Here is a 23935-nt window from a genome sequence, read left to right on the forward strand (position 1 = left end):
TGAATCTATGATTTCAACATATTGAATCTACTCAGGCTTACTTATGCTTGCGGCTATTTTTGACCAACGTCATTCTTCTTGAATGTCTTAACCATGAATAATATGATTTCAGGTCCCTCAACTCAATGGTCTCCGACATACGTCCCAGAAACGTAACTACAATCATTTTGTGCAGCGGGTTGCCCGCAATATCATATTCTCCTTCAAGTTCGGAAAATTCGGCGACCACCACCAGATCCTCATCAATCAGGTAGACGTCCTGTTCATTACGGTAGTATGGTGTTATACGGTCCTGCTTCAGACACTCCCATAACCACGCCGCAATATGGTCATCATCACTACGTGCAGGCTCAATACGGTCTGCATACCGCATCTTGGCATGATGGGTAATGACGATGTCGGCCACTTTCTTGTCTCCAAGAGCCACGAAAAACGGCTCGTAGGTGCTCCAACGTTGCATCACCTTATCACGCATGGGAATCACTCTCCACCAGATAGGACTTTCTATCTATTTATTACCAAATATATTACAACATTAGTCCCGCAACCTCAAGGCGTAAGTTTAACTTTTTTTCACAATAGCCAATTTGTGTATAATTCAAGAAAAGAGCGACCCCAAAGGGTCCCTCCAGTTTCTCTTCTATATTCCGTAAAAGCTCGTTTTGTCCATCGTTTTGCTGGCATACTCGGTTTTGATCTCATTACGATACGAGCGTTCGATCTTGCGCACATAGGAAAGTCGCTTCACATTTTTCATCGTATCATCTGCCCGTTCTGCATTAACATACATGACTACATAATGCATACGGCGGGAGATATAATGCACGGTGCCATATTTTTCGAGATTACGGGCAGCCTTCAAATCACTGACCCAAATAATGAATCCTGTCCTTTCCGCAAACATCATCGTTCCCCGCCCTTCTATAATGATTACTTAACTGCAACCACACTTGCCGCCACTACCGCAGCCGCCCTTCGGATTCGGGTCATTGCTCGGTACCTTAATGGTCGTTGACACTGCAAATGCAATGGTCTCTGACATCTGGAATAACATGTCATCCAGGGACTTCTCTGCCTGTTTGAAGCGGATTACCGCCTCGTAATTTTCCAACTCCTGTTCCAGAGCCTTCACCTGGTCTTTTGCTGCATGATAATCCGGGTGAAAATGACCGAAACGCTGTGTTTCTTCAAACAATTCCTTCTTGGCATTCAGCTTCCGAATCCCCATCTGAATCTCAGGGGTAGTCTCGACTTGCTGCTTCCAATATAAATAATCCGATACTTCGGCAGATTGGTTAATCATGTCGCCCAGTTCATATGCGCCCGTTAACACTTGGGCCATATCGACCGTGTTCATTTCCGCTACGCTCATGAAATATTCATCCTATCTATATATAAAGTTCTACTTAACGTAGACTACCTCATCATAGCATATCCATGAATAGTTAAGAAGAGTTTTTCCTGCAATTAGAAATAGGGGGAACTCGAAAATTCGCCTTTCAACCTGATATTCACGTGAAATAGTCAGGTTATGACATCATCTGGCAGGATAAGACGCATTGTATCCCACTCTGACGGGGAGAATGTACGCCATTCCGTCTCTGATGTATTTTCACTTGAATCCAACATGCACCAACCGCTTAAAGTCCATTGTTCATGACCCTCTACCTGATGTGGAATGAGGTATTGCGTTTGATTTTCCTGTTGTATCCCCAGCTTGGTCTGCCACTCAATGGCTTTGGCAGCAATCTGTCGGGCGGTTGAACTATGATATCGACGCCACTCCTTGTACCAGGTCTCCGGTATCTCCTCAAATCCCAACAGAGAGAACTTCTTCTCAATGACAGAATGATCACGCTCCAACCCATGCAGAGAAGCAGGGACATCAACCAGACCTAGATTATCGGGAGTGTAGAAAGAAGAATATACACCGCTCAACACATCTTTTTCTAATAACTTCGGATCATCTGCGGAGCCTGTACTTGCCTCCATTACCTTCATACTCCGATTTACAGTCAACGGTGCAGCATCCGTCTCCTTGCCCCAATCTGCTAACGCAATACGTACATTCTCTGGTATGCCTGTCAGCGCATATTGATCCAGACACTCTATCACTTCATGTAATTCATACCCTCTGGCTAAGGCCGAAATGAATCGCTCTCTTGTCATACGGTAGATGGACATTCGATCACGCGTCACCCGTTCTGCGCATTGCTCCAGCATCCAGATCACATCAGGCCCTGCTTCGGGCGGCACCAACATTTCGAAATCAGGCTGCATGTAAAATCCACACGGCTCCGCCTCACTTACCATCTCTTGTTCTCGATATAACAGGCTATGCGGTTCGATCAGCCAACGGAATGCCAGCGCTCCCGACTGATCTTCTCCTACTTCACCATAACCCCAGCCAGCCAGTGCGTATAGCCAGCCCCTGATCCGTGGTTTCAATTCCAAATTCTCTATATGGCACCATATGTTTTTTTCTGGAGCCAACACTGCCAATTGATAATGGAAATGCTGCAACGCGGGTTCAGCTTCTCCGTATCTTTCCATACACGCTTGATATATTTCCCGATGCATCTGTCTCCACGAGAGCTGCAACCATTTTTGTAATCGATGATCTACAATCTGAATTTGGCCATCTGACTTCTGAACGAGATTCAGACTGAGCAGTAGATCGAGAAGGATAGCTACGTGGGTCGGATACAAATCCGAATGATCATATCGGATGCCCAGACCTTCAAAGTCTGTTGAAGATAACACCGTGATCACACTTAATTTTTGAACACTTTTCTTATGTATAGTGCCCTTCCCTGTCAAAGGAAGTCCTTCTCTTTCAATCCACGCGATCAGATGAAGAAGTTCCGCAGCAGTATCCGGCTTTCCTTCCTGTAATACATGAGCATGCTGTGCCATCTGTTTAACGGTTATGCCCACTTTTTGTGCGTAAGCAATCGTCAATGTCTCCATCAGCGAAGCAGGAATATAGAATAATCGCTCTCCCCAACTCTTATATACAGATTCAATCCATCTTTGCTGCCTAAGGCTGGCGAATGAAGAATTGGCTTCTGCGACACTTAGTCCTTCGATGGCCCACTGTTCTCGTGGCAGGAGGGAGGAAAAAGGCTTACCGGCATGTTTGTGAAAAATTGCACCAAGCACTTTTTGTTCCACCAAAGCAAGCTTTGACCATGAATCAAGGTTCAGTACCACAGGCTCATCTATTGCTTCAAATGAAGACATATCCCAATCCCTCCTCTTTTCGCGAGTATAAATGGACTATTCGTTCTCATGAACGATGGCATATTCATATCCCTGCTCGACCAAGAACATCTGACGGTTTAATGCAAACTCCTGTTCCTTACTATCCTCTGATACCAACGCATAGAAATATGCTTTGTTTTCTCCAGCTTTTGGTCTCAGAATTCTTCCCAAACGCTGTGCCTCTTCCTGCCTTGACCCGAAACTTCCGGATATCTCAAGCGCAACAGCAGCATCAGGCAAATCCACAGCAAAATTGGCAACCTTGGATACCACAATTGTTTTAATCTCTCCACGTCGAAAAGCGGCAAACCACTTGATTCGCTCTTGCTGTGACATGTTACCCGAGATCAAAGGTGCTTCAATTTCCCGGGCAATCAACTCGAGTTGATCCAGATATTGTCCAATCACTAGCGCAGGCATATCCCGATGACGTTCCAGCAAACGCTTAACTACATGTACCTTCGCCGGATTCTCGGCAGCCAATCGAAATTGATGTTTAACCTCGGCTTGCAGATAATTTGATCTTAGTTCCGGGGAAAACGGAATACGTATCTCTTGACATTGTACATCAGCAATCCACCCTTGCTGCTCCAGTTGTTTCCACGGCATATCATAGAGCTTTGGACCAATCAACGAAAACACATCCTGTTCACAGCCATCCTCTCGAACCAATGTGGCCGTTAATCCCAGCCTTCGCGTAGCTTGAATATCCGCAGTTGCACGAAACACTGGTGCTGGCAGCAAATGTACTTCATCATATATGATCAGCCCCCATTGCCGCTCACTGAGCAGTTTGATGTGGGTAAAATCAGCATCCTTTGATTTCCGGTGTGTAAGAATCTGATATGTAGCTACAGTCACAGGTTTCACCTGTTTTTTCTGACCGGAATACTCACCAATCTGTTCGCTGGTAATCGTGGTTTTGTCTTGAATTTCCTGAATCCACTGTCGCACAGACGTTGTATTGGACGTCAAAATAAGGCATTCACATTGAAGCCGCTCCAGCACGGCCATGCCAATGACCGTTTTTCCTGCCCCGCAAGGAAGTACGAGTAAACCGCTTCCTCCCATGCCCTCACTGCCTTCGAATGCATCCACAGCCTCTCTCTGGTAAGAACGCAACGCAAACCGCTCAGAGTGGTCCCCTGGATCATTAGACCGCCAATCAAATGAAAGCTGGGTTCCCTCCCGATACCCCACGTAATCAAGTACGGGGTAACCCAATCGTGTTAATTCCCTTTTCAATAACCCTCGCTGTTCTCCTGGGAGCAGAAGTTCATGAGCGTCCTTGCGTTCCATGCGAAAGGCAGCTATCGATTTCAATCCACTTAATTCATCCAGCAACCGCTCATCCTCACTGTAAAGGCGCATTCTAGTGTGATCTGCTTCGGAATGCAGCTTTAATTTGCCATACTGATCCATGATTCTCCGAACATCCTGTATGAGTGCAGCAGGCACGTTCCAGCGGGATACCAGCTCCAGACTTGCGATAACCTGATCTGCATTCCATCCCAGCGCAGCCGCATTCCAGAGGGATAACGGAGTGATTCGGTAGGTATGAAACGCTGCTGGTGTCTTAACAAGTTCTGAATACATCCCAAGCTGCTCTCTTGCTCTTTCGAATCCGGGGTGACCAACTTCCAGCAAAACTGTAAAATCTCGCTGAACGATACAAGCATCTGTCCTTACCGTATGTTCTGTTCCTTCCATTTGGAGCCTTCCTCCTATCACAAAAAAGTCCAGTTCCGGCAGCTTCCGAAAATGAACCACTTTAAGTGCACGTTCAAAAAGTCTAGTTTTCAGTACCGAGAAGTGGACTTTTTGAACAACATCTATAAAATCCACAAAAAAACATCCTGCCCATACCTCGGTATGAACAGGATGCCCAACTAGCTATAAAGTCATTCGGCTGTGTAACCCTTGGCCATAGCTATGAACAATCTAACGGCCGTCTGCATTGCGTCTTCATCAAAATCAAACATCGGATGATGATGCGGATAGATCGCATTTTTATCCGGATTGCCTGCTCCAACAAACATAAAGCACCCTGGAACCTTCTGCAGATAATACGCAAAATCTTCCGCTGGCATCAGCATTGGGGAAGCTTGCACTCGTTCTGCCCCAAATAATTCTGTAGCTTCTCTGAAGAAACGTGCTGTCTCCTGTTCATCGTTCACCACAGGCGGATATCCCATAATATATTTCACTTGCGTCTCTGCCCCATAAGCTGCCCCTGTCTGGGCTACCATGGTAAGCACGCGCTCTTTCATCCCGTTTCGGGTCTCTTCATCAAACGTTCTTACCGTACCGCTCATTTTGCATTGCTCTGCAATTACATTCTGAGCCGAGCCCGCCTGTATTGTACCAATGGTCAGCACCGCGGGTTGCAATGGATCCACCGAACGACTGACAACGGTCTGAAGCTGCATCACAAGCGCAGAACCCGCGATAAGACTATCTATCGTGGATTGTGGCATCCCGCCATGTCCACCTTTGCCTTTGATCTCAATGTAAAAATCGTCCGCCGCCGCCATCATCGGTCCTGCTTTACTGGCAACAACACCTATAGGCAACGGGGTCCACAGATGAATGCCATATATGACATCCACGCCTTCAAGCGCACCATCCGCAATGACCTGAACTGCACCACCCGGAAGCAGTTCTTCTGCTGGCTGGAACAAAAAGCGAATCTCTCCTTGGACCTCCTGCTTGTGACGGCTAAAATACAACGCCGTACCGAGCAAGATCGAGATATGACCATCGTGGCCGCATGCATGCATCGCTCCTGCTTGTTGTGACGCATACTCGATATTCTTCTCATCCTGAATTGGCAGTGCGTCCATATCAGCTCGCAGCATGACGACAGGACCCGGCTTGTCCCCACGAATGGTACCGATGACCCCGTGGCCACCAACATGACGCCTCACTTCAACGCCAAAACTCTCCAACATATCCGCTACAAAAGAGGATGTCTTCTCCTCATGAAAGGAAACCTCTGGATTGCGATGAAGGTGACGCCGCCATTCCACCATGTGGATCTGCAGATCTTCCCACCATATATTATTAGTCATGTCTCTCCACCCTTTCAATCTTGAACGGGACTTGGATCAAGCCCGAACCTGCCTCTTCAAACCTATTGCTGTATATTGTAGCAGAATTGGAAGAAAACCGATACGAAACGCCTTTGGAAAGCTTGCACGGGAAGGGGAAACATACTATCATGAACTAGAGAAATACTCGAGAAATTATACTCGGAAGCTTATGAGGAGGATCAAACGCTTATGATTTTTGAGAATACAGGCTTGGATGGCTTGAAGAGCGACTTGGCATACCTGGATGAGAGCGCCGAGAAAGTCGGATTTGTCCGGTGGCAATGGGAATATTACCGTGCTACATATGACTACAAAATTGAAGATGAACTAACCAACTCAGAATACTTTGTACGCATTAATACCCGCGCTGTGGAAGGCAAATTGGAAAAACCGGATACCGTTCTTGCTGTTGAAGCAGTATACCTTGGCAAAGCCACTTTCCCTCACGGCCTGGATTATGACTCTTCCGTTCCGCAACCAGTCGTGAAGCTGGCAGCCCAAAAATTACAGCAGCTTAAAGAACTGCTGGAAGCATAGGCTGGGCCAAACGATGAAACAACAAACGGCCCAAACGAAAACGAAGAGAGGCACGCCGGATTTTCAACTGCTAATCCTCACTTTATTGTTGGTGGGCTTTGGACTGGTGATGGTATTCAGCTCCAGTTCCAGCATTGCAATCGCAAGCGATAAATTTAACAATGATGCCCTTTACTTCACGAAAAAACAACTTATGTGGGCGATTATCGGTCTATTTGGCATGTTTTTTGCCATGAATATCCGCTTCAACAAGTACAAAAAGCTCTATGCACCCTTTTTCCTGCTCACTACGGTCATGCTGGTGATTGTTTTGATCTCAGGTGCAGTATTGAACGGTGCACGAAGCTGGATTCACATTTTTGGTTTCAGTCTTCAGCCTGCAGAGTTCGCGAAAATTGCTATCATTCTCTATCTCTCTGCTCTTATTACCAAAAAAGGTGAGAAATTCAGGGTTTTCAAGACAGGGTACGTTCCCGTCTTGTTCATCGTTGGATTCATCGCAGGGCTGATTATGCTGCAACCAGACTTCGGTACCACCTTCATTCTGGTGTCCACCTGTGGTCTCTTGATCTATGCCGGTGGAGCCAGTATGAAACATATCCTGGGTTCGATTCTCCTGGTTGTACTCGGTGGGGCACTGGCGTTTGGAGCGAATTCCCTGTTTTCTTCCATGTCTCCTTCAGATAGCTCAAGTTCAACTGTCTCTGTTACAGAAGTCAAGCAGAACTATAAAATCGGACGAATTCAAGCTTTTTTGGACCCTTTATCAGATCCCACGGACGGAAGTCTTAACCTTTACCGTTCCCTTGTTGCCATTGGTGATGGCGGCATAACAGGTTCCGGGATTGGACAAGGTACGATGAAGTTGCATTATTTGCCAAACGCGTATAATGACTTTATTTTCTCCGTAATTGGGGAAGAACTCGGATTCATCGGAAGTGCATTATTCCTGCTTGTTTACCTGTACTTCATCTGGCGCGGAATTATTGTCTCTCTCCGCTGTCCCGATCCATTCGGAACATTGGTCGGCATAGGTATCATGGGACTGATCGCGATTCAGGCATTTATCAACATCGGTGGTGTGACTCAGACCATTCCGGTGACGGGGGTTACGCTTCCGTTTATCAGTTATGGGGGCACCTCACTCTTTGTGATGATGGTTGCCATGGGCATTCTGCTCAGTATCTCACGTACTAACAATCTGGACGTGATCAAGGAAGAGAAAACCAAGTCCGTGACTGTACAGACACAGACTCGTACCTCTCCTGCTCTTCGTTCACGGGAGTCCATCCGTCGGATTCGATAAAAAAGAAACTCAAAAAAGGCTGTGCACCCAATGGATGCACAGCCTTTTTATGTGTACTCGTTACAATTCTGTCTATCAAGATGAAGAACAGGTCAATATGACTCTGTCCTCCATTGCGGATTGCGATTTCTACAGATCGTCGCCTTTGAAAGATACGCCTTCTACCTTTACATTGACTTCAACCACGCGTAATCCGGTCATGGTCTCTACCGCTTCTCTTACATTCTGCTGAAGCATACGGGAAACTTCATGAATCGGGGTTTCGTACAGGACGATGATGCGCAGGTCAATGGCTGCTTCCAGCTGGCCGACCTCAACGCTCACGCCTTTCTGTACGTTTTTACCGCTGAGTCGCTTCGCCCAGCCCTCTGACAATCCTCCAGACATTGCGGCAATTCCGGGTGTTTCCATTGCAGCCATTCCGGCAATTTTTGCAACCACGTCATCGGCAATCCGGATGTTTCCGCTCTCCAGTTGAAGTTGTTCTGCCATGCCACATCCTCCTTCACTTCGTTACTCGTATTTTAAATCCTTTCCACCCCAAAAAGCAAATTAAACTCAAAAAGATGCGTTTACAACCTACCACCATTTGGTTATATTGAAATATGAAAATAATCTCATAAGCGATTTACAGTGTAATTCAAAAACAAAATAATTTATAACCGAGGTGTTTGTTGTGAGAAACCGGATTTCATCCATTTTGCTGATTGCGTTCTTTGCACTCAGTGCCATCGCCCACTACTTGAAATGGGATTCGATTCTACAGTTCGTGATATCAGCCATTTCGGTTATTTTTGTGGCCGGTTTTTTAGGCAAAGCCACCGAAAATGTAGCCCACTACGCCGGACAGCGGCTAGGTGGATTCTTGAATGCCACCTTCGGCAATGCTGCCGAATTGATCATCGCCATTTTCCTCGTCAAAGAGGGACTCTTCGACATGGTCAAAGCTAGTCTGACAGGTTCCATCATCGGAAATCTGCTGTTAGTGCTCGGGTTAAGTATTTTTGCCGGAGGACTCAAGTTCAAAATTCAGAATTATAATGTTTCCCTTGCAGGTCTGAATGGTTCCCTGATGATTGTTGCCATCATTGCCCTGTTTATTCCGGCAGTCTTTCTCAATACACATTCCATTACACAGAAAGACACCAATACACTTAGTCTCATCGTGGCCGGATTGCTCATCCTCGCGTATATTGCGTGGTTGCTATTCTCCATGGTGACACATAAGAACTACCTTGCAGACGTCACTGAGGATCGCGACGAAGAGCTACCTCATGAGCATGCTCCGGCGTGGTCCAAGAAAAAATCTATTCTCTACCTGGTGCTCGCAACAGTCATGGTTGCCTTCGTCAGTGAATGGCTGGTGGGCACGCTTGAAGTCTTCACTTCGGAATTTGGACTTAGCGAACTGTTTGTCGGTGCATTCCTTGTGGCCATCATTGGTAATGCCGCCGAACACAGTGCAGCCATCATGCTTGCCATGAAAAATAAAATTGGAGCCGCCGTGGAAATTGCGGTTGGCAGCAGCTTGCAGATCGCACTCTTCGTTGCTCCTGTACTGATTTTTGTGAGCTACTTCACAGGCAGAACCATGGATATCGTATTCACAACGATTGAACTGGTCGCCATCGGCGTATCCGTATTTATTGCGAAGTCCATTACCCAAGATGGTTCAACGAATTGGTACGAAGGTTTACTCCTGCTCGTCGTATATATCATACTCGGTGTATCCTTCTTCCTGGTGTAACCAGGCCCTCACGTAGCCATGATTAAAATAAACAAGCCACAAGAGGCAGCCCCAATATACATTTGGAGCTGTCTCTTTATTTGTATACGCCTTCCGGCTGGCTTTCATCCCAGTCCCGTTCAGGCGCACAAAAAAAGCATGCATAAACGCCTGCATGCCTTCTATTCTGACCCGCGCATTTGCAGGCTATTGCTCATTCTTCTTGTTCAAGGCTTCATATAAAATTGCCAAATTCCGCTCAAGCGCGCTAACCAGCTGCTTACCTGCACCTTCTGGAAGGAGCCCTGCACGAACAGCAAAATCAACTTCTTTGGAGAACCCATACATCTGTGTATCCAATACTTCCTCATAGAGAGGGCAGTAGCGGGTAGCCAGATTCTCCATCTGTACTTCAATAAGCTTCTGTATTTTATCTGCATCTTCTTGAAGAAGACTGATCGCTTTCAAACTCAGCTGGTCCTGCAGATCAGATGAAGTCATGCATTTTTCCCCCCTATGTCCCAAAAATCGCGTAAAGACGTTCTACCTCTAATATTAGACGAAATGAAGAGCTAATACAAGAACCTGACCAAAATAAGCCCGCAAAGTTAAGCCTTTTGTTGAAGCTTAATCCACCTGTTCCAGTCACGTCCAGACGAGTATTCAGATCATTCCATGCCAAAAAACACCCCTGCCAAAAAAGGCAAAGGTGCTTCTTGAGAGCTATTACTCAGATGCGATGCTTACATTCAGTCCATGCTTGGCAAATACTTCTGACATGGCTGCTTTCGCTTCAACTGCATCTGGACCATGAACATGCAGTTCATAGCTGTGCGTGCTGATCAGCGTTGTAAACAATCCGAGAATACTTTTTACATCGATATACTTGTTCTCCGAATGAAGCACGATTGAAGAAGTAAACTTGCCTGCTGTTTGAGCAATTTCTACTACAGCCGCGTTATTACTCGACATAGGAATCCCTCCGTCTTTTTACTATTGGTATCATCTATTAATTACCACTACATGATACCGTGAATCCGCTTTCCTAGCAACAGCAAAATCCTGTTCCTACTTCAAACGGTCCGGATTCAAGCATTCCAGCTCAGGAATGACAAAAATACCGTCTTTACGAATCAGCACATCGTCAAAATAAATCTCCCCGCCGCCATAATCCGGACGCTGGATTAATACGAGATCCCAGTGGATAGACGAGCGGTTGCCATTGTCGGTTTCTTCATACGCCTGACCTGGCGTAAAGTGTAAGCTGCCTGCGATTTTCTCATCAAACAGGATGTCTTTCATCGGATGAAGAATATGCGGGTTAAATCCAATTGCAAATTCACCGATATGACGAGCACCCTCATCCGAATTCAGGATTTCATTCAAACGCTCTGTATCGTTACTTGTCGCTTCAACAATTTTGCCATCCTTGAACGTGAACTTGATATTTTCAAAAGTCACTCCATTGTACAGGGTTGGCGAGTTATAACTAATCGTTCCGTTCACGGAATTGCGCACAGGGGCACTGTACACTTCGCCATCCGGGATATTTTTTTGGCCAGAACATTTCTCTGCACCGATATCTTTAATGGAGAAGCTCAGCTCTGTTCCTGGTCCGGTGATACGAACTTTATCCGTCCGCTTCATCAGGTTAGCAAGCGAGTCCTGCGCTTTGTCCATTTTGGCGTAATCCAGGTTACATACGTCGAAGTAGAAATCTTCGAACGCTTCTGTACTTGTATTGGCGAGTTGCGCCATACTTGCGTTAGGGTAACGCAGTACAACCCATTTCGTATGTTTGACACGTTGTTCACTATGTACCGGGTGGGAGTACAATGAATTGTACATTTTCATTTTTTCTTCCGGCACATCGGACAGATCATTCACATTTTCTCCCGCACGAATACCGATATAACAATCCATCTGTTTCATACGGTTCAGATCAATCTCTGCCCATGTTTTCATCATTTCTTCTGTGGCATTTTTCAGCATCGCACGCTGTACGGTTTTATCAGTCAACTGTACAAAGACGTTACCACCTTTTTTTCCTACCTCTTCAATAATGGCGTTAATCAGATCACGTTCCGATCCAATCATCTCAACCAATACATTTTCACCAGGCTGTACATCTACTGAATAGCCCACCAGGTTTGCTGCAAGCTTTTGAATTCTTGGGTCTTTCATCTTGGTAAAATCCTCCTGTCATCTGCCATACTTGAATTGAACAACGGTAAATTACGATACTATTGTAGCACGCGAACAGTCCTCCCGTCAGCAGGCAGTCCCTCACTTCGTTTATTGATATGACTTGAAGTTAACATCGGTGACAAGGGCTTCTTTGTTACTTTTACGGTTGTTGTCCGTGTAACTCATCTGACTTTCAGAGGATAAGCGAAGAGGCAGACTGCTCTTCCGATCTACCGTGAGATGATATACCGTCTGCACGCTCGCTTGTTTCATCATCTGTTGCATCGTTGTTTCACCCTGTTTCCAAACTTTCTCCAGATCCTTCTCAAGCTTCTCCTTACGCGCCCCTTTCACCGTAGCTGCCTTATGCATATATTCTGCCCGAATGGCGTTCATCTCGTCGTTTAGCTGGGTTACAGCCCATGATTTGGCGTCTTCCGGTGCAAGTTCAATCCGTAATGTTCTGGTTCGACGACCAGCACCATACTCGGATTGAATGGTTTTGTGCATCCCATCGATCTTCTCCAATTGGGCAATTGGATTAAATCGAGAAAGAGACCCACGCAGCGGCTCATGCTGCGCTGACAATGCCATCCATTGCCCTTGTTTCCGCTCGAAAGAGGCGCTAAACCCACTGGGCTGTCCATTATTTTTTACGGCAGTTGTTTGAATGCCTGTCCCCACAGCAGTTACTTCTCCAGGTAATCGGGTCTGAAGGGTCAAACGATCATGATTCTCCAGCTTGCCTTCGAATTTGAACTGATTCTCAAACAGCCCACTGTTTTCCCGTCGAAGTCCTGCCTCTCCTTCAAAACTCAACGTTTCTTTTCCCGCTATCCCCGATAAAGCCAAGGAAAAGACCTCTTCAGGCGTTTGATCTCGCTGGATTAATCCACAACCCGGAACACCAATAATCACGATGCTCACAAATAACCATAATGTACGTACCGAATGGCGGTTAAACATGTCTATCTTCACCCTTCCATGAACTTTCTCCATAGATTGCCCCGCCCGTATACGCTTATACTTCCTTCTATACACATCTTGATTCTCCCATGCACAAAAAAAGAGAACGACTCCGCAATTGGAATTGTTCTCTCTTAACGTGTTACTTCCTGTTCCTCTACAACGATTCTGTTCCGACCACCATTCTTGGCGCTGTACAAAGCCATATCAGCCCGATAAAACAAGGACTCTACACTGACCTTTTCATCCATCCAACTCCACTCTGCGATGCCACTGGATACCGTAACGGGCGGTCTGGTCTCTTCTGCGACTCTCTTTCGAATCACTTCCGCATAATCTAACGCCTGCCTTACACTCACCTGTGGCATATAGATCGCCAGTTCTTCTCCACCCCATCTGGCGCAGACATCCTCCGAGCGAACAGAGCTGGTGACGATCTCACTCACTTGCTTCAATACTTGATCCCCCGTCTGGTGTCCGAATGTGTCATTCACCTGTTTGAACTGATCAATATCCACCACAATGAGGGAGCCACAGAATTCATGAGCCTGTCGCTCGTGAATCACACTGTCCAGATAATGCCTCACGTACAGGCCTGTCAACATATCCAGATTAGCCAAGCGCCGAACCTCGGCATGCAGTGTGGCATTTGACAGGGCAAGCCCGATATGAATAGATAACATCTGCAAGAGCCTATAGTTATCATATGAAAAGTAGTGCTCTCTACTGTGTCCCAGCAAAATGGCACCCTTCACTTCACCATTGACTCTGATCGGTGATGCAATCAGTGACATGGATCCCGTATCTTCCATGAAAAAGGAGGACACTTTATCAAATTGCGCATAATTGGCTATAATAAGCGGTTCCTCTGTTCGATAGACCAAACCTGCGATACCGTAGTCTACAGAAAAGGATCGGTGAAAAACATCTTTCACGTTAGATGACATGACTTCGAAGTCATTGGTACTGTCATTGAGTTGAAGAATGCAACACGTTTCAGCCTGGAATATTTCCTTTAACTCTTGTTCGGATAATTGATAAATCTCTGAAAGATGCAGACTCTTGTTCAACCGCTGTGTAAGATCATTAATTAAACGAAGTTCCTGAATTAACATATTGGATTGTTCATGCAACTTGGCGTTCTCAAAGGCCGTTCCTGCAGTGTCTACCATCATCGTAATCAATTGCAAGTCCGATTCTTCCATAATCTCTTCATTCATTTCGATATGGAACACACCGTATATGCCTTGTTTGCCTTTCAGCGGAATCCCTACATCTACAATGCGGTTCTCTGCATCATGTGAGCGAGCAACGATCAGCTTACCTTCCATAAATGAACGCACACAAATATCTTCTCCTCGCTCGTGGACAAGCAACGGTTTAATCCGTGGATCAGAGTTGCTCTGATCCTGAGACATATACAATTTGATATAAGTGGCCGGGTACAAGTAATCCATACTGTCAAATACCTCATCCAATATGGCCTCGACATCCATTTTGTCATGCATTCGCTGAACAATCTGAAAGAGGATGGACCTCCGGTGTTCCTCACGAGCTGTTTGTTCATGAGCATGTAACAGGTCCGTCATAAATATGTATTCGAATCTTCGGTAAAAGCAGGTGTGATAATGCAATGCCTCAGATTGAACCACAGCTTCAGACGTTTCATATCCATTGGATTCATAGATCACAGCAGTGAATACGGCAAACATATCCTTGTTAGTTCTGGAGAATAAGGGATGTGTTATTATAAGATATTCTCCGTGTTCGCTTGTCCCTTTAAGGGACAGGGCCTGTCTCTTATCCAAACATTCCAATACCAGCCTGCGTGCATTTACGCCCGGATCAGTTTCATGATCGCTATCGTATCCTATGCAATCACCTTCCGTGTTCCACACGCTGTAAAAGGTTGATGGTCTGGCCAGCCTTGAACCCACTCTGGAGTTCCAGTCACTGTATGCCTGCTCTAGCAAGCTGCCCAAATATGAAAAATCAAAAGGTGTGATATCCATTTTTTGCATCCACAACACATGCTCTTCATGAGAACGAGGAGCGGCAAAAGATGCGGAATCGCCCGAACTTCGTGAATTCAAGCTGGCAGGTAAACTTCTTAGATGTTCTAACATGTCAGGCGCTCCTTTGCACCGTTTTTGCATCCACCAGGATGCATTAATCTGCAGACGTTATCGCAAACCTGCAAATTCGTTGCGATAACCTTGTTACATAAAGATGATTTAAAGTTAAGATACAATCTATTTTACTCTGTTTAAACCATTTTTGCATCCATATTTCAGAAAATTGTCCCATTATTTTAGGCCCAATGACCTATCGACAAATTTAGACGTTTTTTTGCTTTTATTCTGCGCTTGACTTTGTTTCTCTTAAACTGTAATATAAATTGTTGATGAAGACTACTAATGGGTCTTTAAATTTGGGCATTACCGGTTGTGTCACCCTCATTCTTTTTGTTGCTTTCAGGACAGCGGCTGAACTTTCCTGATCGTTCTATGCGTGGCCAAGCCCGCATCAACAAATTGGAGCGCAAACAGAGCCCTAATATGAACTTTAACTAAAAAGGAGCTACTTTAAACATGGCACGTTACACTGGTCCTAAATTTAAATTGAGCCGTCGCCTCGGCATTTCCCTTAGCGGAACAGGCAAAGAATTGAAACGTCCTTTCCCTCCAGGTCAGCACGGAGCTAACCAACGCAGAAAAATCAGCAACTACGGTATGCAATTGCAAGAAAAACAAAAATTGCGCCACATGTACGGTTTGGGCGAGAAGCAATTCCGCACACTGTTCTCTAAAGCTCAAAAAATGCAAGGTATTGCCGGTGAGAACTTCATGTTCTTGCTTGAGTGCCGCCTTGACAACCTCGTTTACCGCCTTGGGTTTGCTAACTCCCGCGCTGGAGCGCGTCAGTTGGTAGCACACGGTCACGTAACTGTAAACGGTAAAAAAGTCGATATCGCTTCTTACCAAGTAAGCACTGGCGATGTAATCGGCTTGCGTGAGAAGAGCCGCGCTCTTTCTTCCATTAAAGAAGCTTTGGAAGGCCGTTCGCATCTTCCAGCATACGTTGAATACAACGAAGCAGCTGTAGAAGGTAAATTCATCCGCTTGCCTGAGCGTGCTGAATTGTCCCAAGACATCGATGAAAAACAAATCGTCGAGTTCTACAACCGTTAATCGTTGCAATCACATTAAAGTTTCAACCCAAACAGCTGTCGAGATTTTCTCGACAGCTGTTTTTCTATGCTTTTTTTTAATTATCTTCATTATAGGAACGTAAATAACGATATAAAATATAGACTCCCTTCAGGAGAAGCACACATCCATATATACATCACAAGAATGACATCGAGGGGGATTAAAACATGCATTTTTTTCGCAATCGCAAGCTTGCTGTTAAGCTTGGACTTTTACTCGGGATCGTATTACTCTGTTGTATTGGAGCCCTGATTGCATTTAATACCAAATCCATTTACGACAAAAGCCTCCAGTACGGCGAAACCGTTGCTGGACAGGCAGCAAACCGGGCTACGAATGAGTTTATGACTGACATTAATCAGGTGAAAAACACGTTGGACACCATGAGTACCACGTTATTGGATGCAGCTCAGAACGGATCACTCAACCGTGAAGAAGTCGTCAGACTCCTTGAACAATATCTGAAGAAGGACGAGAAAGTTTTTGGCTTTTATACGGGCTGGGAACCAAATGCCTTCGATGGAAACGATGCGGAGCACATCAACAAAAAAGAATATGATGATGCTACGGGTCGATTCGTTCCATACGTTATACGTGATGGCAACTCCCTGCATTTTGAGCCTATGCCTACTTATGAGGGAAGCGGTGAAACTAGTACTTACTATCAGCATCCAAAGAAAACCAAATCCATCTATTGGTCCGAACCTGTTACCTACACGGTTGGCGGAAAAGAAACACTGCTCGTTTCGATTGTCCTCCCTCTATTAGATGAAAACAAAAATTTTCTAGGCATTGTTGGGGCCGACTTTACCATTGATCGTTTTCAACAAAATATAGCATCACTTAATCCGGATCGGGGTTATGCCATGCTTATTACTAGCGAAGGACAGATTGCTGCACACGGCTCCAAACCGGAGCTGGCTCATGAAGGAGCCGTAATTCCATCTGAAATGAAGACAGTCATTCAGCGTATACAGTCTGGCGAGTCTCAGTTTTACGCTACAGACCCTGAAGTAGGTGAAGAACTATTTATTGCCGAGCCTGCCAGGTTACAAGGAACAGATTCAAACTGGTACCTTGTATCGGCGCTGCCAAAGAGCCATATCCTTCAACCCTTCTATGACAGCTTGAACTGGTCCATACTGATTGCCGCACTGGCAGTACTTCTGCTTGCAGGTGTGGTTACCTACACCATCATCTCCATTGTTAGACAGTTGAATCAAGTTAATATCGTCGCTGGACAGCTGGCTGGCGGAGATTTGACACAAAAGTTACCTGTACGATCCAAAGATGAATTTGGCATCATGGCGGGTCATATGAATCAGATGATGGATACCCTGCGTCATACCATATCGGTTATATCCGAACATGCTTTATCTGTCGGCTCCACCTCTCAACAGTTGACCGCAGGTGCCGAAGAAACAGGTAAAGCCGCCGAACTGATTGCATTAACAGGAGTCGAACTTGCAGATAAAGCAGGTAAACAGGTGCAGGAGCTGCAAGAGTCCTCCCGTTCCATGAATGAAATATCTGCAGGGATCGGAAGAATTGCAAAGGCCGCCTCCGATGTATCCGATTCATCGCGAACTGTGGCCGAACGAACAACCATCGGAACTGATAAGATTCAGTCCGCTATGCGTATGGTCGATAGTGCCACTTCTTCTGTGCAGACGTCGATGACCGCACTGGAGAATTTCCGCCAACGTTCGGAAGAGATTGGCCATATTACAGGCATGATCACGGAAGTTAGCCGTCAAACCAACCTACTTGCACTTAATGCTTCCATTGAAGCATCGCGAGCAGGTGAACACGGGCGCGGGTTCGGTGTTGTTGCTTCCGAGATTCGTAATCTGGCTGAACAATCCAGAGTATCAGCAGCGCAGATTGCAGCGTTAATTCATAGCGTTCAGCAAGAGGTCCTTTCTCTCGTTGAAAATATGGAACATGGGAATGCCGAGGTGAGCCATATAGCGGAAGTGATTAATGAGAGTGGTGAACTATTCCTCTCGATTTCATCACAGATTTCAGATGTTAATGAGCAGATTGAGCATGTCTCAGCCATTGCGCAGCAGATGTCAGCTGGATCCCAACAGGTTGATGCCACGTTAGTGCAACTCAAAACCATTGGTCATGAGACAGCAGATCACGCAACTCGTGTCGCCTCTGCCTCTGAAGAACAACTCGCATCCATGGAAGAGATTACGGCGGCATCTGCCTCACTGGCTAATCTTACCCAGGAACTATTAGAGCTGATTCAACGATTCAAAACCTAATGTAGAAGACCTCCATTACGACACATCATTCAGGCCACCCTATGCACCTCAGCATGGAGGTGGCTTGCTTATTATGGCTTACAACTCATGAAATGTGCTTCAATATCGCATGATATATAGCATAATGCATGGCAGAATGGCAAATTTCGACCATTACTTGTATTTCTCAGGCATGCAAACCCGCCTTTTTATGCTATAATAAGTGCTGTTAAAAGGAGGAAGACACTGAATGGTTGATGTTAATAAGAAAAAGCCCGATGAACAGCCTGTACGCAAGCGTAGCTTTGCCCGCAGACTGGGAAGTTTCGTCAAATGGATGGTTGTCCTTGGCTTTATGGGGGCACTATTTGTAGGCGGTGCTTTGATGGGATACGTCAGTTCCATTGTGAAAGACGAGCCTGTCCGTTCAAGGGCCCTGATTGAACAAAAAGTCAGCGAAAACTCCATCACAGGCTTTGCTTACTTTGCCGACGGCAGTCCGATCGGTCAATTACGTACGGAAGAAGACAGGCGTCCGGTCACTACGGACCAGATCCCACAGAAGGTTATTGATGCTGTCATTTCGATTGAAGACAATCATTTTTACGAACATAAAGGTGTAGACATGAGCGGAACACTGCGTGCCGTGAAACAGAAAGTGCTGAAAGAATCAGTACAAACCGGCGGTAGTACACTGACTCAGCAATTGGCACGTCGTGTGTTTTTGAATCTGGATCGCACGGAAGATCGGAAAGTGAAAGAAATTTTGCTCTCACTCCGACTCGAACGTTTCCTGACCAAAGACGAGATCATGACAGCCTATCTGAACAAAGTTCCTTTTGGTAATGGTTCCAGCGGATACAACGTTTACGGAATCAAAGCGGCAGCCAAAGGATTGTTCAATATTAACGATCTGGAAAAAATCAACATCGCTCAAGCTGCTTATCTTGCTGGATTGCCACAACTCCCCTCCTCTTACTCCGCTTTTAACGGTAAAGGTGATTTTGTAGAGGAGAATTTTGACCGCGCAATCAACCGTCAGCATCTGGTACTACGCCGTATGCTTGAACTGGGCAAAATCAATCAGACCGAGTATGACAAAGCTCTTGCTTTTGATATCAAAAGCTCTCTCGCTCCGAAGACCATCAAGGCTTACAACACTTATCCATATCTTATGATGGAAACAGAACGACAAGCTGCACAGATTTTGATGAAACAGTTGAATTCCGACACAGCTGAATCTACAGACAAAGCTACGGATGCAGACACACCTCAGAAGGAAAGCAGTGCATTATTAGAGGAAGCTCAGACGCAACTGCGGACAGGTGGATATCGTATATACACGACCATCAACAAAAGTATCTACAAAACGATGCGTACCATTGCGGAAGATGACAGCAATTTCTCAGCAGATGATCCTGTCAAAGGAAAAGAACAAACTGCTGCTATGCTGATTAATCACAAAACCGGTGCAATTCTAGGGATGATTGAGGGACGGGATTTCCAGGATGAACAGATGAACTACGCAACGCAGATGATACGCCAGCCAGGTTCAACGATGAAACCTATAGCCGCTTATCTTCCTGCGCTAGATGAAGGTCTTGTTCAGCCAGCTTCAATTATTGATGACTCACCGATCATTCTCAAAAATGGTCCGAGCGGATACCACATTGCCAAGAATGCCAACAACCGGTATCAGGGACTAGTCACTGCCCGCAGAGCACTGAATTATTCTCTCAATATACCAGCTCTGAAGTTGTTTAATGAAGAAGTGGGGATCGAGAAGGCTTGGACCTTCGCCAAGAAACTGGGGATTACCACCATTCAGAAGGAAGACTATCAGGCTCAGACTGGTGTTCTCGGAGGTCTCCAATACGGTGTAACCGTTGAAGAATTAACCAGTGCCTATGGTGCTATCGCCAATAAGGGTGTATATAACGATTCTTACATGATTAGCAAAATTGTAGACTCCAAAGGAAACATCGTTTATAAACACGATACTGAACCTGTCCAAGCCTTCTCGGAGCAGACAGCATACCTGATGACCGATATGCTGCGGACCGTTATTACAGAAGGAACGGCAGATAAAGTACGTGAAAATTACAAATATTCCAAGAGTGTGCCAATCGTAGGTAAAACGGGTTCCACTCAAAACTACGCAGATGTGTGGTTTGAAGGTTATACACCAGATGTCACACTTGGTGTGTGGGTTGGATACAAACAGCCCGTGAATACGCTGGAAAGTAAATCACAAAGAAAACGTGCGCAGCAACTATGGTCGAAAATCCTGAACGAAGTGATCGATACGCAAAAAGATCTGTTCGTTACGGATTCGTTCAAAAAACCGTCTGGCATCGAAACGCGCACGGTGTCTGCATACAGTGGCAAGTTGCCAACATCCATGACTGATAAATTTGTTACGGATATTTTCAACAGCAAGTTTGTTCCGAAGGATAGCGATGACGGTGTAGCCAAAGCCAAGTACATTACTTACAATGGTGTAAACTATATTCCGCGTGACGGAACACCTTCGGACATGTTGAAGGAAAAAACAGTAATCAAGCGTAAAAAACCAATCTCGGATCTCATCAAAGAATTGCAAAATGCATTCTCACGTATGAGTCGACATGAGTCACTTGCTTATTATCTTCCTGAAGATGCTGGTGCAGACATGCCAACACAGATTGATCCAAGGACAGATAACGGAAAAGCTCCTGATGCACCAAGCAACGTACGCATCTCAACCTCAGGTGACAGAGCTGTCATTACATTTAATGCCACACCTGAAAATGATGTCGTGGGTTATCGTCTGTACCGTTCTGTAAACGGTGGAGGATTCCAGAACCAGGGTCAGGTTGTCCTGACTGGTGAATCCAGATCATTCTCTGCATATGCAGCGCAAGGCGGTAACTTCGCCTTCTATGTAACGGCAGTGGATGTTGCCGGCAGAGAATCTGCTCCTAGCGCTACAGTAAATAGTGCTGGTGTAGCTCCTCCTGTGGAAGAAGAGATTGATGAACCGATTGAAGTTCCAGGTACAGTCGTTACGCCGGGAGAAACGCAGACCGATAATACAACAACGACAGCCCCAGGCACACCTGGTCAAGTCAGCGTATCTGCCCTCACGCAAGGACTGCGTATTCAATGGGCGTCCAGTCCAAACGCAGATAGTTATACTGTATATTACAGTGAAACAGGCTCGGCTCCTTACACCAAAATTGGAACAACAGCGGGAAATACCATGGATTATGGAGTACCCGCATCGACCAGTGGATGGTTCAAGGTATCTGCCAGCAACAGTGCGGGTGAATCCGAGCCTTCTGCAGCCCTACATTTTCAACCCTGATTCAGGCATAGCGTTCCAAAACAAGCCGCATCCTCAGACTGTATCTGAGTGTGCGGCTTTTTATTTGTATTTACAGCAGCCAAAAAGCCTGCTTCATGCCATTGGCATAAAGCAGGCTTTTACAATCCATTTTAATGGGTAGAGTCACTGTATTTGGCTTCGTAGAGTATTAACTTCTCCCCACTACTCAATGTATCGGTATCGATAGCACCACATTGATGATCCTAGCATTATCGCGTTAGTCTTCAATGGTGGATAGATCTCCTGTTGGCAGATCAAGCTCCCAGGCCTTCAGCACACGGCGCATGATCTTGCCGGAACGTGTCTTGGGCAGTTTATCCTTGAACTCAATCTCACGCGGAGCAGCGTGGGCAGACAGGCCCTCTTTGACAAAACGATAGATCTCTTCTTTCAGCTCCGGTGTCGCCTCATATCCTTCACGAAGCGCCACAAAGGCCTTGATGATCTCCCCACGTGTCACATCCGGCTTACCGATTACACCCGCCTCTGCTACCGCAGGATGCTCCACGAGCTTGCTCTCGACCTCAAAGGGGCCAATACGCTCGCCTGACGAATTAATCACATCATCAATACGTCCCTGGAACCAGAAATATCCTTCTTCATCCATATAAGCGGAATCACCGGATACATACCAACCCGTAAGCCTGAAATACTCCTCGTATTTCACCGGGTTATTCCAGATCTTCGCCATCATGGATGGCCAAGGTGCCCGTATGGCCAGATTACCCATACTGTACGGCGGTAATTCCTGCCCGCGATCATCAATAATCGCTGCTTCGATTCCAGGCAACGGACGTCCCATGGAGCCAGGCTTAATCGGCATTCCGGGATAGTTACAGATTAGCTGTGCACCTGTTTCCGTCATCCACCATGTATCATGAATCCGCTGACCATAGGCTTTCCATCCCCAACGAACAACCTCCGGATTGAGCGGTTCACCAACAGACATGACATGACGCAGACTGCTCAGATCATGCTGGGCAATGGTCTCTTCTCCCGCTCCCATCAGCATACGAAAGGCCGTTGGTGCACTGTACCAGATCGTGACTTTGTTCTTCTGGATGGTGCTGTACCAATCTTGAGGACTGAAACGACCACCCCGTATCACATTGGTCACTCCGTTGAGCCATGGAGCAAAGATACCGTAAGAAGTGCCTGTCACCCAACCAGGGTCAGCAGTGCACCAGTATACATCATCCTCGCGTAAATCCAAGACAACCTTACCTGTATAATAGTGCTGAATCATGGCATTTTGAACATGGTACACCCCTTTGGGTTTACCCGTAGAGCCTGAGGTATAGTGAATAAGCAAACCATCCTCACGATTCAGCCACTCTACTTCCATCTCATCCGAAGCGGCTGACATCTCTGCATCAAAATCGATGAGTCCTTCCTCAGTCTGCGCGCCCCCACCCACAATAAATATATGTTTGAGCTCGGGCAATTCGGAACGTTTGATGCGTTTTAGCAATTCCGGAGTGGTGACGAGCGCTACTGCTCCGCTATCCTCCAGCCGATCCTTCACAGCCGTTTCCATAAAAGCTTCGAATAACGGGCCCGCGATGGCTCCAGCTTTCAATATACCCAGGAGACTAAAATACAGCTCAGGACTTCGAGGCATAAAAATAAACACCCGTTCCCCTTTGGCTATGCCATATTTGCGGAGAACATTCCCGAATCGGCTCGACTGTTCACTCAGATCAGCAAAAGTATAGGCCTCTTCACGTGAAGCATCGCTATACAATAAAGCGGTTTTCCCGCCCCTTCCTTCCAGTACATGACGATCAATCGCTTCATGCGCCATGTTTACTTTTCCGCTGGCGTGCCACGTAAAGTGCCTTTCCACCGATTCCCAATCGAACCGGCTTCTCGCCTCCGTGTAATCGCCCAGATTAGATTCAGACACAACCGTTTGCAGCATCTCACCATGTGCTTGACTCATGCTTGCCAGCCTCCTTCAACTCGACATTTCGATTCCCGTTAGGGGTCACTTCTCATTGCCTTTGTGTTGACTGAACTTCCAGTT

At 46.1% G+C, this 23935-nt stretch carries 19 protein-coding genes; 6 read left to right on the top strand and 13 right to left on the bottom strand.

The genetic code is table 11. The annotated features are described in order from the left end of the window. Positions 1 to 37: 37 nt before the first annotated feature. The 6 genes from MHH25_RS20340 to MHH25_RS20365 form a co-directional block, all read right to left on the bottom strand. Entirely contained in the window at positions 38 to 475 is a 438-nt protein-coding gene (locus tag MHH25_RS20340; protein WP_017687436.1) for a hypothetical protein, read from the bottom strand. A gap of 165 nt (positions 476 to 640) precedes the next feature. After that, on the bottom strand, positions 641 to 904 hold the full coding sequence (locus MHH25_RS20345) for a YlbG family protein (RefSeq protein ID WP_026080981.1): 264 nt from the start codon (positions 902 to 904) through the stop codon (positions 641 to 643). A gap of 30 nt (positions 905 to 934) precedes the next feature. Then, positions 935 to 1372, bottom strand: a complete 438-nt coding sequence (locus MHH25_RS20350) for a YlbF family regulator (RefSeq protein WP_340017926.1) — start codon at positions 1370 to 1372, stop codon at positions 935 to 937. A 152-nt stretch (positions 1373 to 1524) separates the two neighbouring features. After that, the gene (locus tag MHH25_RS20355) at positions 1525 to 3243 is read right to left on the bottom strand and encodes a helicase-associated domain-containing protein (protein ID WP_340017927.1); all 1719 of its coding nucleotides are present in this window, start codon (positions 3241 to 3243) and stop codon (positions 1525 to 1527) included. Between the two features lie 36 nt (positions 3244 to 3279). Further along, a complete protein-coding gene (locus MHH25_RS20360) occupies positions 3280 to 4974 on the bottom strand; it encodes a DNA repair helicase XPB (protein ID WP_340017929.1) in 1695 nt (564 codons plus the stop codon). Positions 4975 to 5165: 191 nt separating this feature from the next. Beyond that, positions 5166 to 6335 carry a M20 family metallopeptidase gene (locus MHH25_RS20365; RefSeq protein WP_036614645.1) on the bottom strand — a complete coding sequence of 390 codons (1170 nt, stop codon included), beginning with the start codon at positions 6333 to 6335 and terminating at the stop codon, positions 5166 to 5168. 210 nt (positions 6336 to 6545) lie between these two features. Here MHH25_RS20365 and MHH25_RS20370 point away from each other — a divergent pair, with 210 nt between their 5' ends. Both MHH25_RS20370 and ftsW read left to right on the top strand, forming a co-directional pair. Further along, positions 6546 to 6893 carry a YugN family protein gene (locus tag MHH25_RS20370; protein ID WP_036614650.1) on the top strand — a complete coding sequence of 116 codons (348 nt, stop codon included), beginning with the start codon at positions 6546 to 6548 and terminating at the stop codon, positions 6891 to 6893. Positions 6894 to 6906: 13 nt separating this feature from the next. Further along, complete coding sequence (gene ftsW / locus MHH25_RS20375) at positions 6907 to 8199, top strand: putative lipid II flippase FtsW (protein WP_211084814.1); 1293 nt, start codon at positions 6907 to 6909, stop codon at positions 8197 to 8199. 129 nt (positions 8200 to 8328) lie between these two features. Here the strand turns inward: ftsW and MHH25_RS20380 are convergent, their stop codons facing one another. Then, on the bottom strand, positions 8329 to 8691 hold the full coding sequence (locus MHH25_RS20380; protein WP_017687428.1) for an Asp23/Gls24 family envelope stress response protein: 363 nt from the start codon (positions 8689 to 8691) through the stop codon (positions 8329 to 8331). 184 nt (positions 8692 to 8875) lie between these two features. Here MHH25_RS20380 and cax point away from each other — a divergent pair, with 184 nt between their 5' ends. Beyond that, entirely contained in the window at positions 8876 to 9946 is a 1071-nt protein-coding gene (cax, locus tag MHH25_RS20385; RefSeq protein ID WP_036674882.1) for a calcium/proton exchanger, read from the top strand. 186 nt (positions 9947 to 10132) lie between these two features. Here cax and MHH25_RS20390 read toward each other — a convergent pair whose 3' ends face one another. The 5 genes from MHH25_RS20390 to MHH25_RS20410 all read right to left on the bottom strand — a co-directional run bounded on the left by MHH25_RS20390 (position 10133) and on the right by MHH25_RS20410 (position 15204). Continuing rightward, positions 10133 to 10426 (bottom strand): YlaN family protein, encoded by a 294-nt coding sequence (locus MHH25_RS20390; RefSeq protein WP_036614657.1) that lies wholly within the window; start codon positions 10424 to 10426, stop codon positions 10133 to 10135. A 225-nt stretch (positions 10427 to 10651) separates the two neighbouring features. Continuing rightward, positions 10652 to 10897, bottom strand: coding sequence for an HPr family phosphocarrier protein (locus MHH25_RS20395; RefSeq protein ID WP_036614658.1), 246 nt, complete (start codon positions 10895 to 10897; stop codon positions 10652 to 10654). Positions 10898 to 10993: 96 nt separating this feature from the next. Beyond that, entirely contained in the window at positions 10994 to 12109 is a 1116-nt protein-coding gene (locus MHH25_RS20400; RefSeq protein ID WP_076328038.1) for an aminopeptidase, read from the bottom strand. Between the two features lie 111 nt (positions 12110 to 12220). Next, the gene (locus MHH25_RS20405; protein ID WP_076250858.1) at positions 12221 to 13111 is read right to left on the bottom strand and encodes a hypothetical protein; all 891 of its coding nucleotides are present in this window, start codon (positions 13109 to 13111) and stop codon (positions 12221 to 12223) included. Between the two features lie 101 nt (positions 13112 to 13212). Next, positions 13213 to 15204 carry a sensor domain-containing diguanylate cyclase gene (locus MHH25_RS20410; protein ID WP_340017933.1) on the bottom strand — a complete coding sequence of 664 codons (1992 nt, stop codon included), beginning with the start codon at positions 15202 to 15204 and terminating at the stop codon, positions 13213 to 13215. Positions 15205 to 15669: 465 nt separating this feature from the next. Here MHH25_RS20410 and rpsD point away from each other — a divergent pair, with 465 nt between their 5' ends. From rpsD to MHH25_RS20425, 3 genes are all read left to right on the top strand, one after another. Further along, the gene (gene rpsD, locus MHH25_RS20415; protein WP_017687421.1) at positions 15670 to 16269 is read left to right on the top strand and encodes a 30S ribosomal protein S4; all 600 of its coding nucleotides are present in this window, start codon (positions 15670 to 15672) and stop codon (positions 16267 to 16269) included. 188 nt (positions 16270 to 16457) lie between these two features. Next, complete coding sequence (locus MHH25_RS20420; protein WP_340017934.1) at positions 16458 to 18563, top strand: methyl-accepting chemotaxis protein; 2106 nt, start codon at positions 16458 to 16460, stop codon at positions 18561 to 18563. Between the two features lie 229 nt (positions 18564 to 18792). After that, complete coding sequence (locus MHH25_RS20425; RefSeq protein ID WP_340017935.1) at positions 18793 to 21888, top strand: transglycosylase domain-containing protein; 3096 nt, start codon at positions 18793 to 18795, stop codon at positions 21886 to 21888. A gap of 238 nt (positions 21889 to 22126) precedes the next feature. On the opposite strand, the gene acsA is transcribed toward MHH25_RS20425, so the two are convergent. Continuing rightward, a complete protein-coding gene (acsA, locus tag MHH25_RS20430) occupies positions 22127 to 23851 on the bottom strand; it encodes an acetate--CoA ligase (protein ID WP_340017936.1) in 1725 nt (574 codons plus the stop codon). Positions 23852 to 23935: the final 84 nt, after the last annotated feature.

The organism is Paenibacillus sp. FSL H3-0457 (assembly GCF_037981725.1).
GTDB classification, from domain to species: Bacteria; Bacillota; Bacilli; order Paenibacillales; family Paenibacillaceae; genus Paenibacillus; species Paenibacillus amylolyticus.

Excerpts from the sequence above, each read along its gene's own strand:
- MHH25_RS20340 (WP_017687436.1), bottom strand. The coding sequence starts at position 475 with ATGCGTGATAAGGTGATGCAACGTTGGAGCACCTACGAGCCGTTTTTC.
- MHH25_RS20345 (WP_026080981.1), bottom strand. The coding sequence starts at position 904 with ATGTTTGCGGAAAGGACAGGATTCATTATTTGGGTCAGTGATTTGAAG.
- MHH25_RS20350 (WP_340017926.1), bottom strand. The coding sequence starts at position 1,372 with ATGAGCGTAGCGGAAATGAACACGGTCGATATGGCCCAAGTGTTAACG.
- MHH25_RS20355 (WP_340017927.1), bottom strand. The coding sequence starts at position 3,243 with ATGTCTTCATTTGAAGCAATAGATGAGCCTGTGGTACTGAACCTTGAT.
- MHH25_RS20360 (WP_340017929.1), bottom strand. The coding sequence starts at position 4,974 with ATGGAAGGAACAGAACATACGGTAAGGACAGATGCTTGTATCGTTCAG.
- MHH25_RS20365 (WP_036614645.1), bottom strand. The coding sequence starts at position 6,335 with ATGACTAATAATATATGGTGGGAAGATCTGCAGATCCACATGGTGGAA.
- MHH25_RS20370 (WP_036614650.1), top strand. The coding sequence starts at position 6,546 with ATGATTTTTGAGAATACAGGCTTGGATGGCTTGAAGAGCGACTTGGCA.
- ftsW (WP_211084814.1), top strand. The coding sequence starts at position 6,907 with ATGAAACAACAAACGGCCCAAACGAAAACGAAGAGAGGCACGCCGGAT.
- MHH25_RS20380 (WP_017687428.1), bottom strand. The coding sequence starts at position 8,691 with ATGGCAGAACAACTTCAACTGGAGAGCGGAAACATCCGGATTGCCGAT.
- MHH25_RS20390 (WP_036614657.1), bottom strand. The coding sequence starts at position 10,426 with ATGACTTCATCTGATCTGCAGGACCAGCTGAGTTTGAAAGCGATCAGT.
- MHH25_RS20395 (WP_036614658.1), bottom strand. The coding sequence starts at position 10,897 with ATGTCGAGTAATAACGCGGCTGTAGTAGAAATTGCTCAAACAGCAGGC.
- MHH25_RS20400 (WP_076328038.1), bottom strand. The coding sequence starts at position 12,109 with ATGAAAGACCCAAGAATTCAAAAGCTTGCAGCAAACCTGGTGGGCTAT.
- MHH25_RS20405 (WP_076250858.1), bottom strand. The coding sequence starts at position 13,111 with ATGGAGAAAGTTCATGGAAGGGTGAAGATAGACATGTTTAACCGCCAT.
- MHH25_RS20410 (WP_340017933.1), bottom strand. The coding sequence starts at position 15,204 with ATGTTAGAACATCTAAGAAGTTTACCTGCCAGCTTGAATTCACGAAGT.
- rpsD (WP_017687421.1), top strand. The coding sequence starts at position 15,670 with ATGGCACGTTACACTGGTCCTAAATTTAAATTGAGCCGTCGCCTCGGC.
- MHH25_RS20420 (WP_340017934.1), top strand. The coding sequence starts at position 16,458 with ATGCATTTTTTTCGCAATCGCAAGCTTGCTGTTAAGCTTGGACTTTTA.
- MHH25_RS20425 (WP_340017935.1), top strand. The coding sequence starts at position 18,793 with ATGGTTGATGTTAATAAGAAAAAGCCCGATGAACAGCCTGTACGCAAG.
- acsA (WP_340017936.1), bottom strand. The coding sequence starts at position 23,851 with ATGAGTCAAGCACATGGTGAGATGCTGCAAACGGTTGTGTCTGAATCT.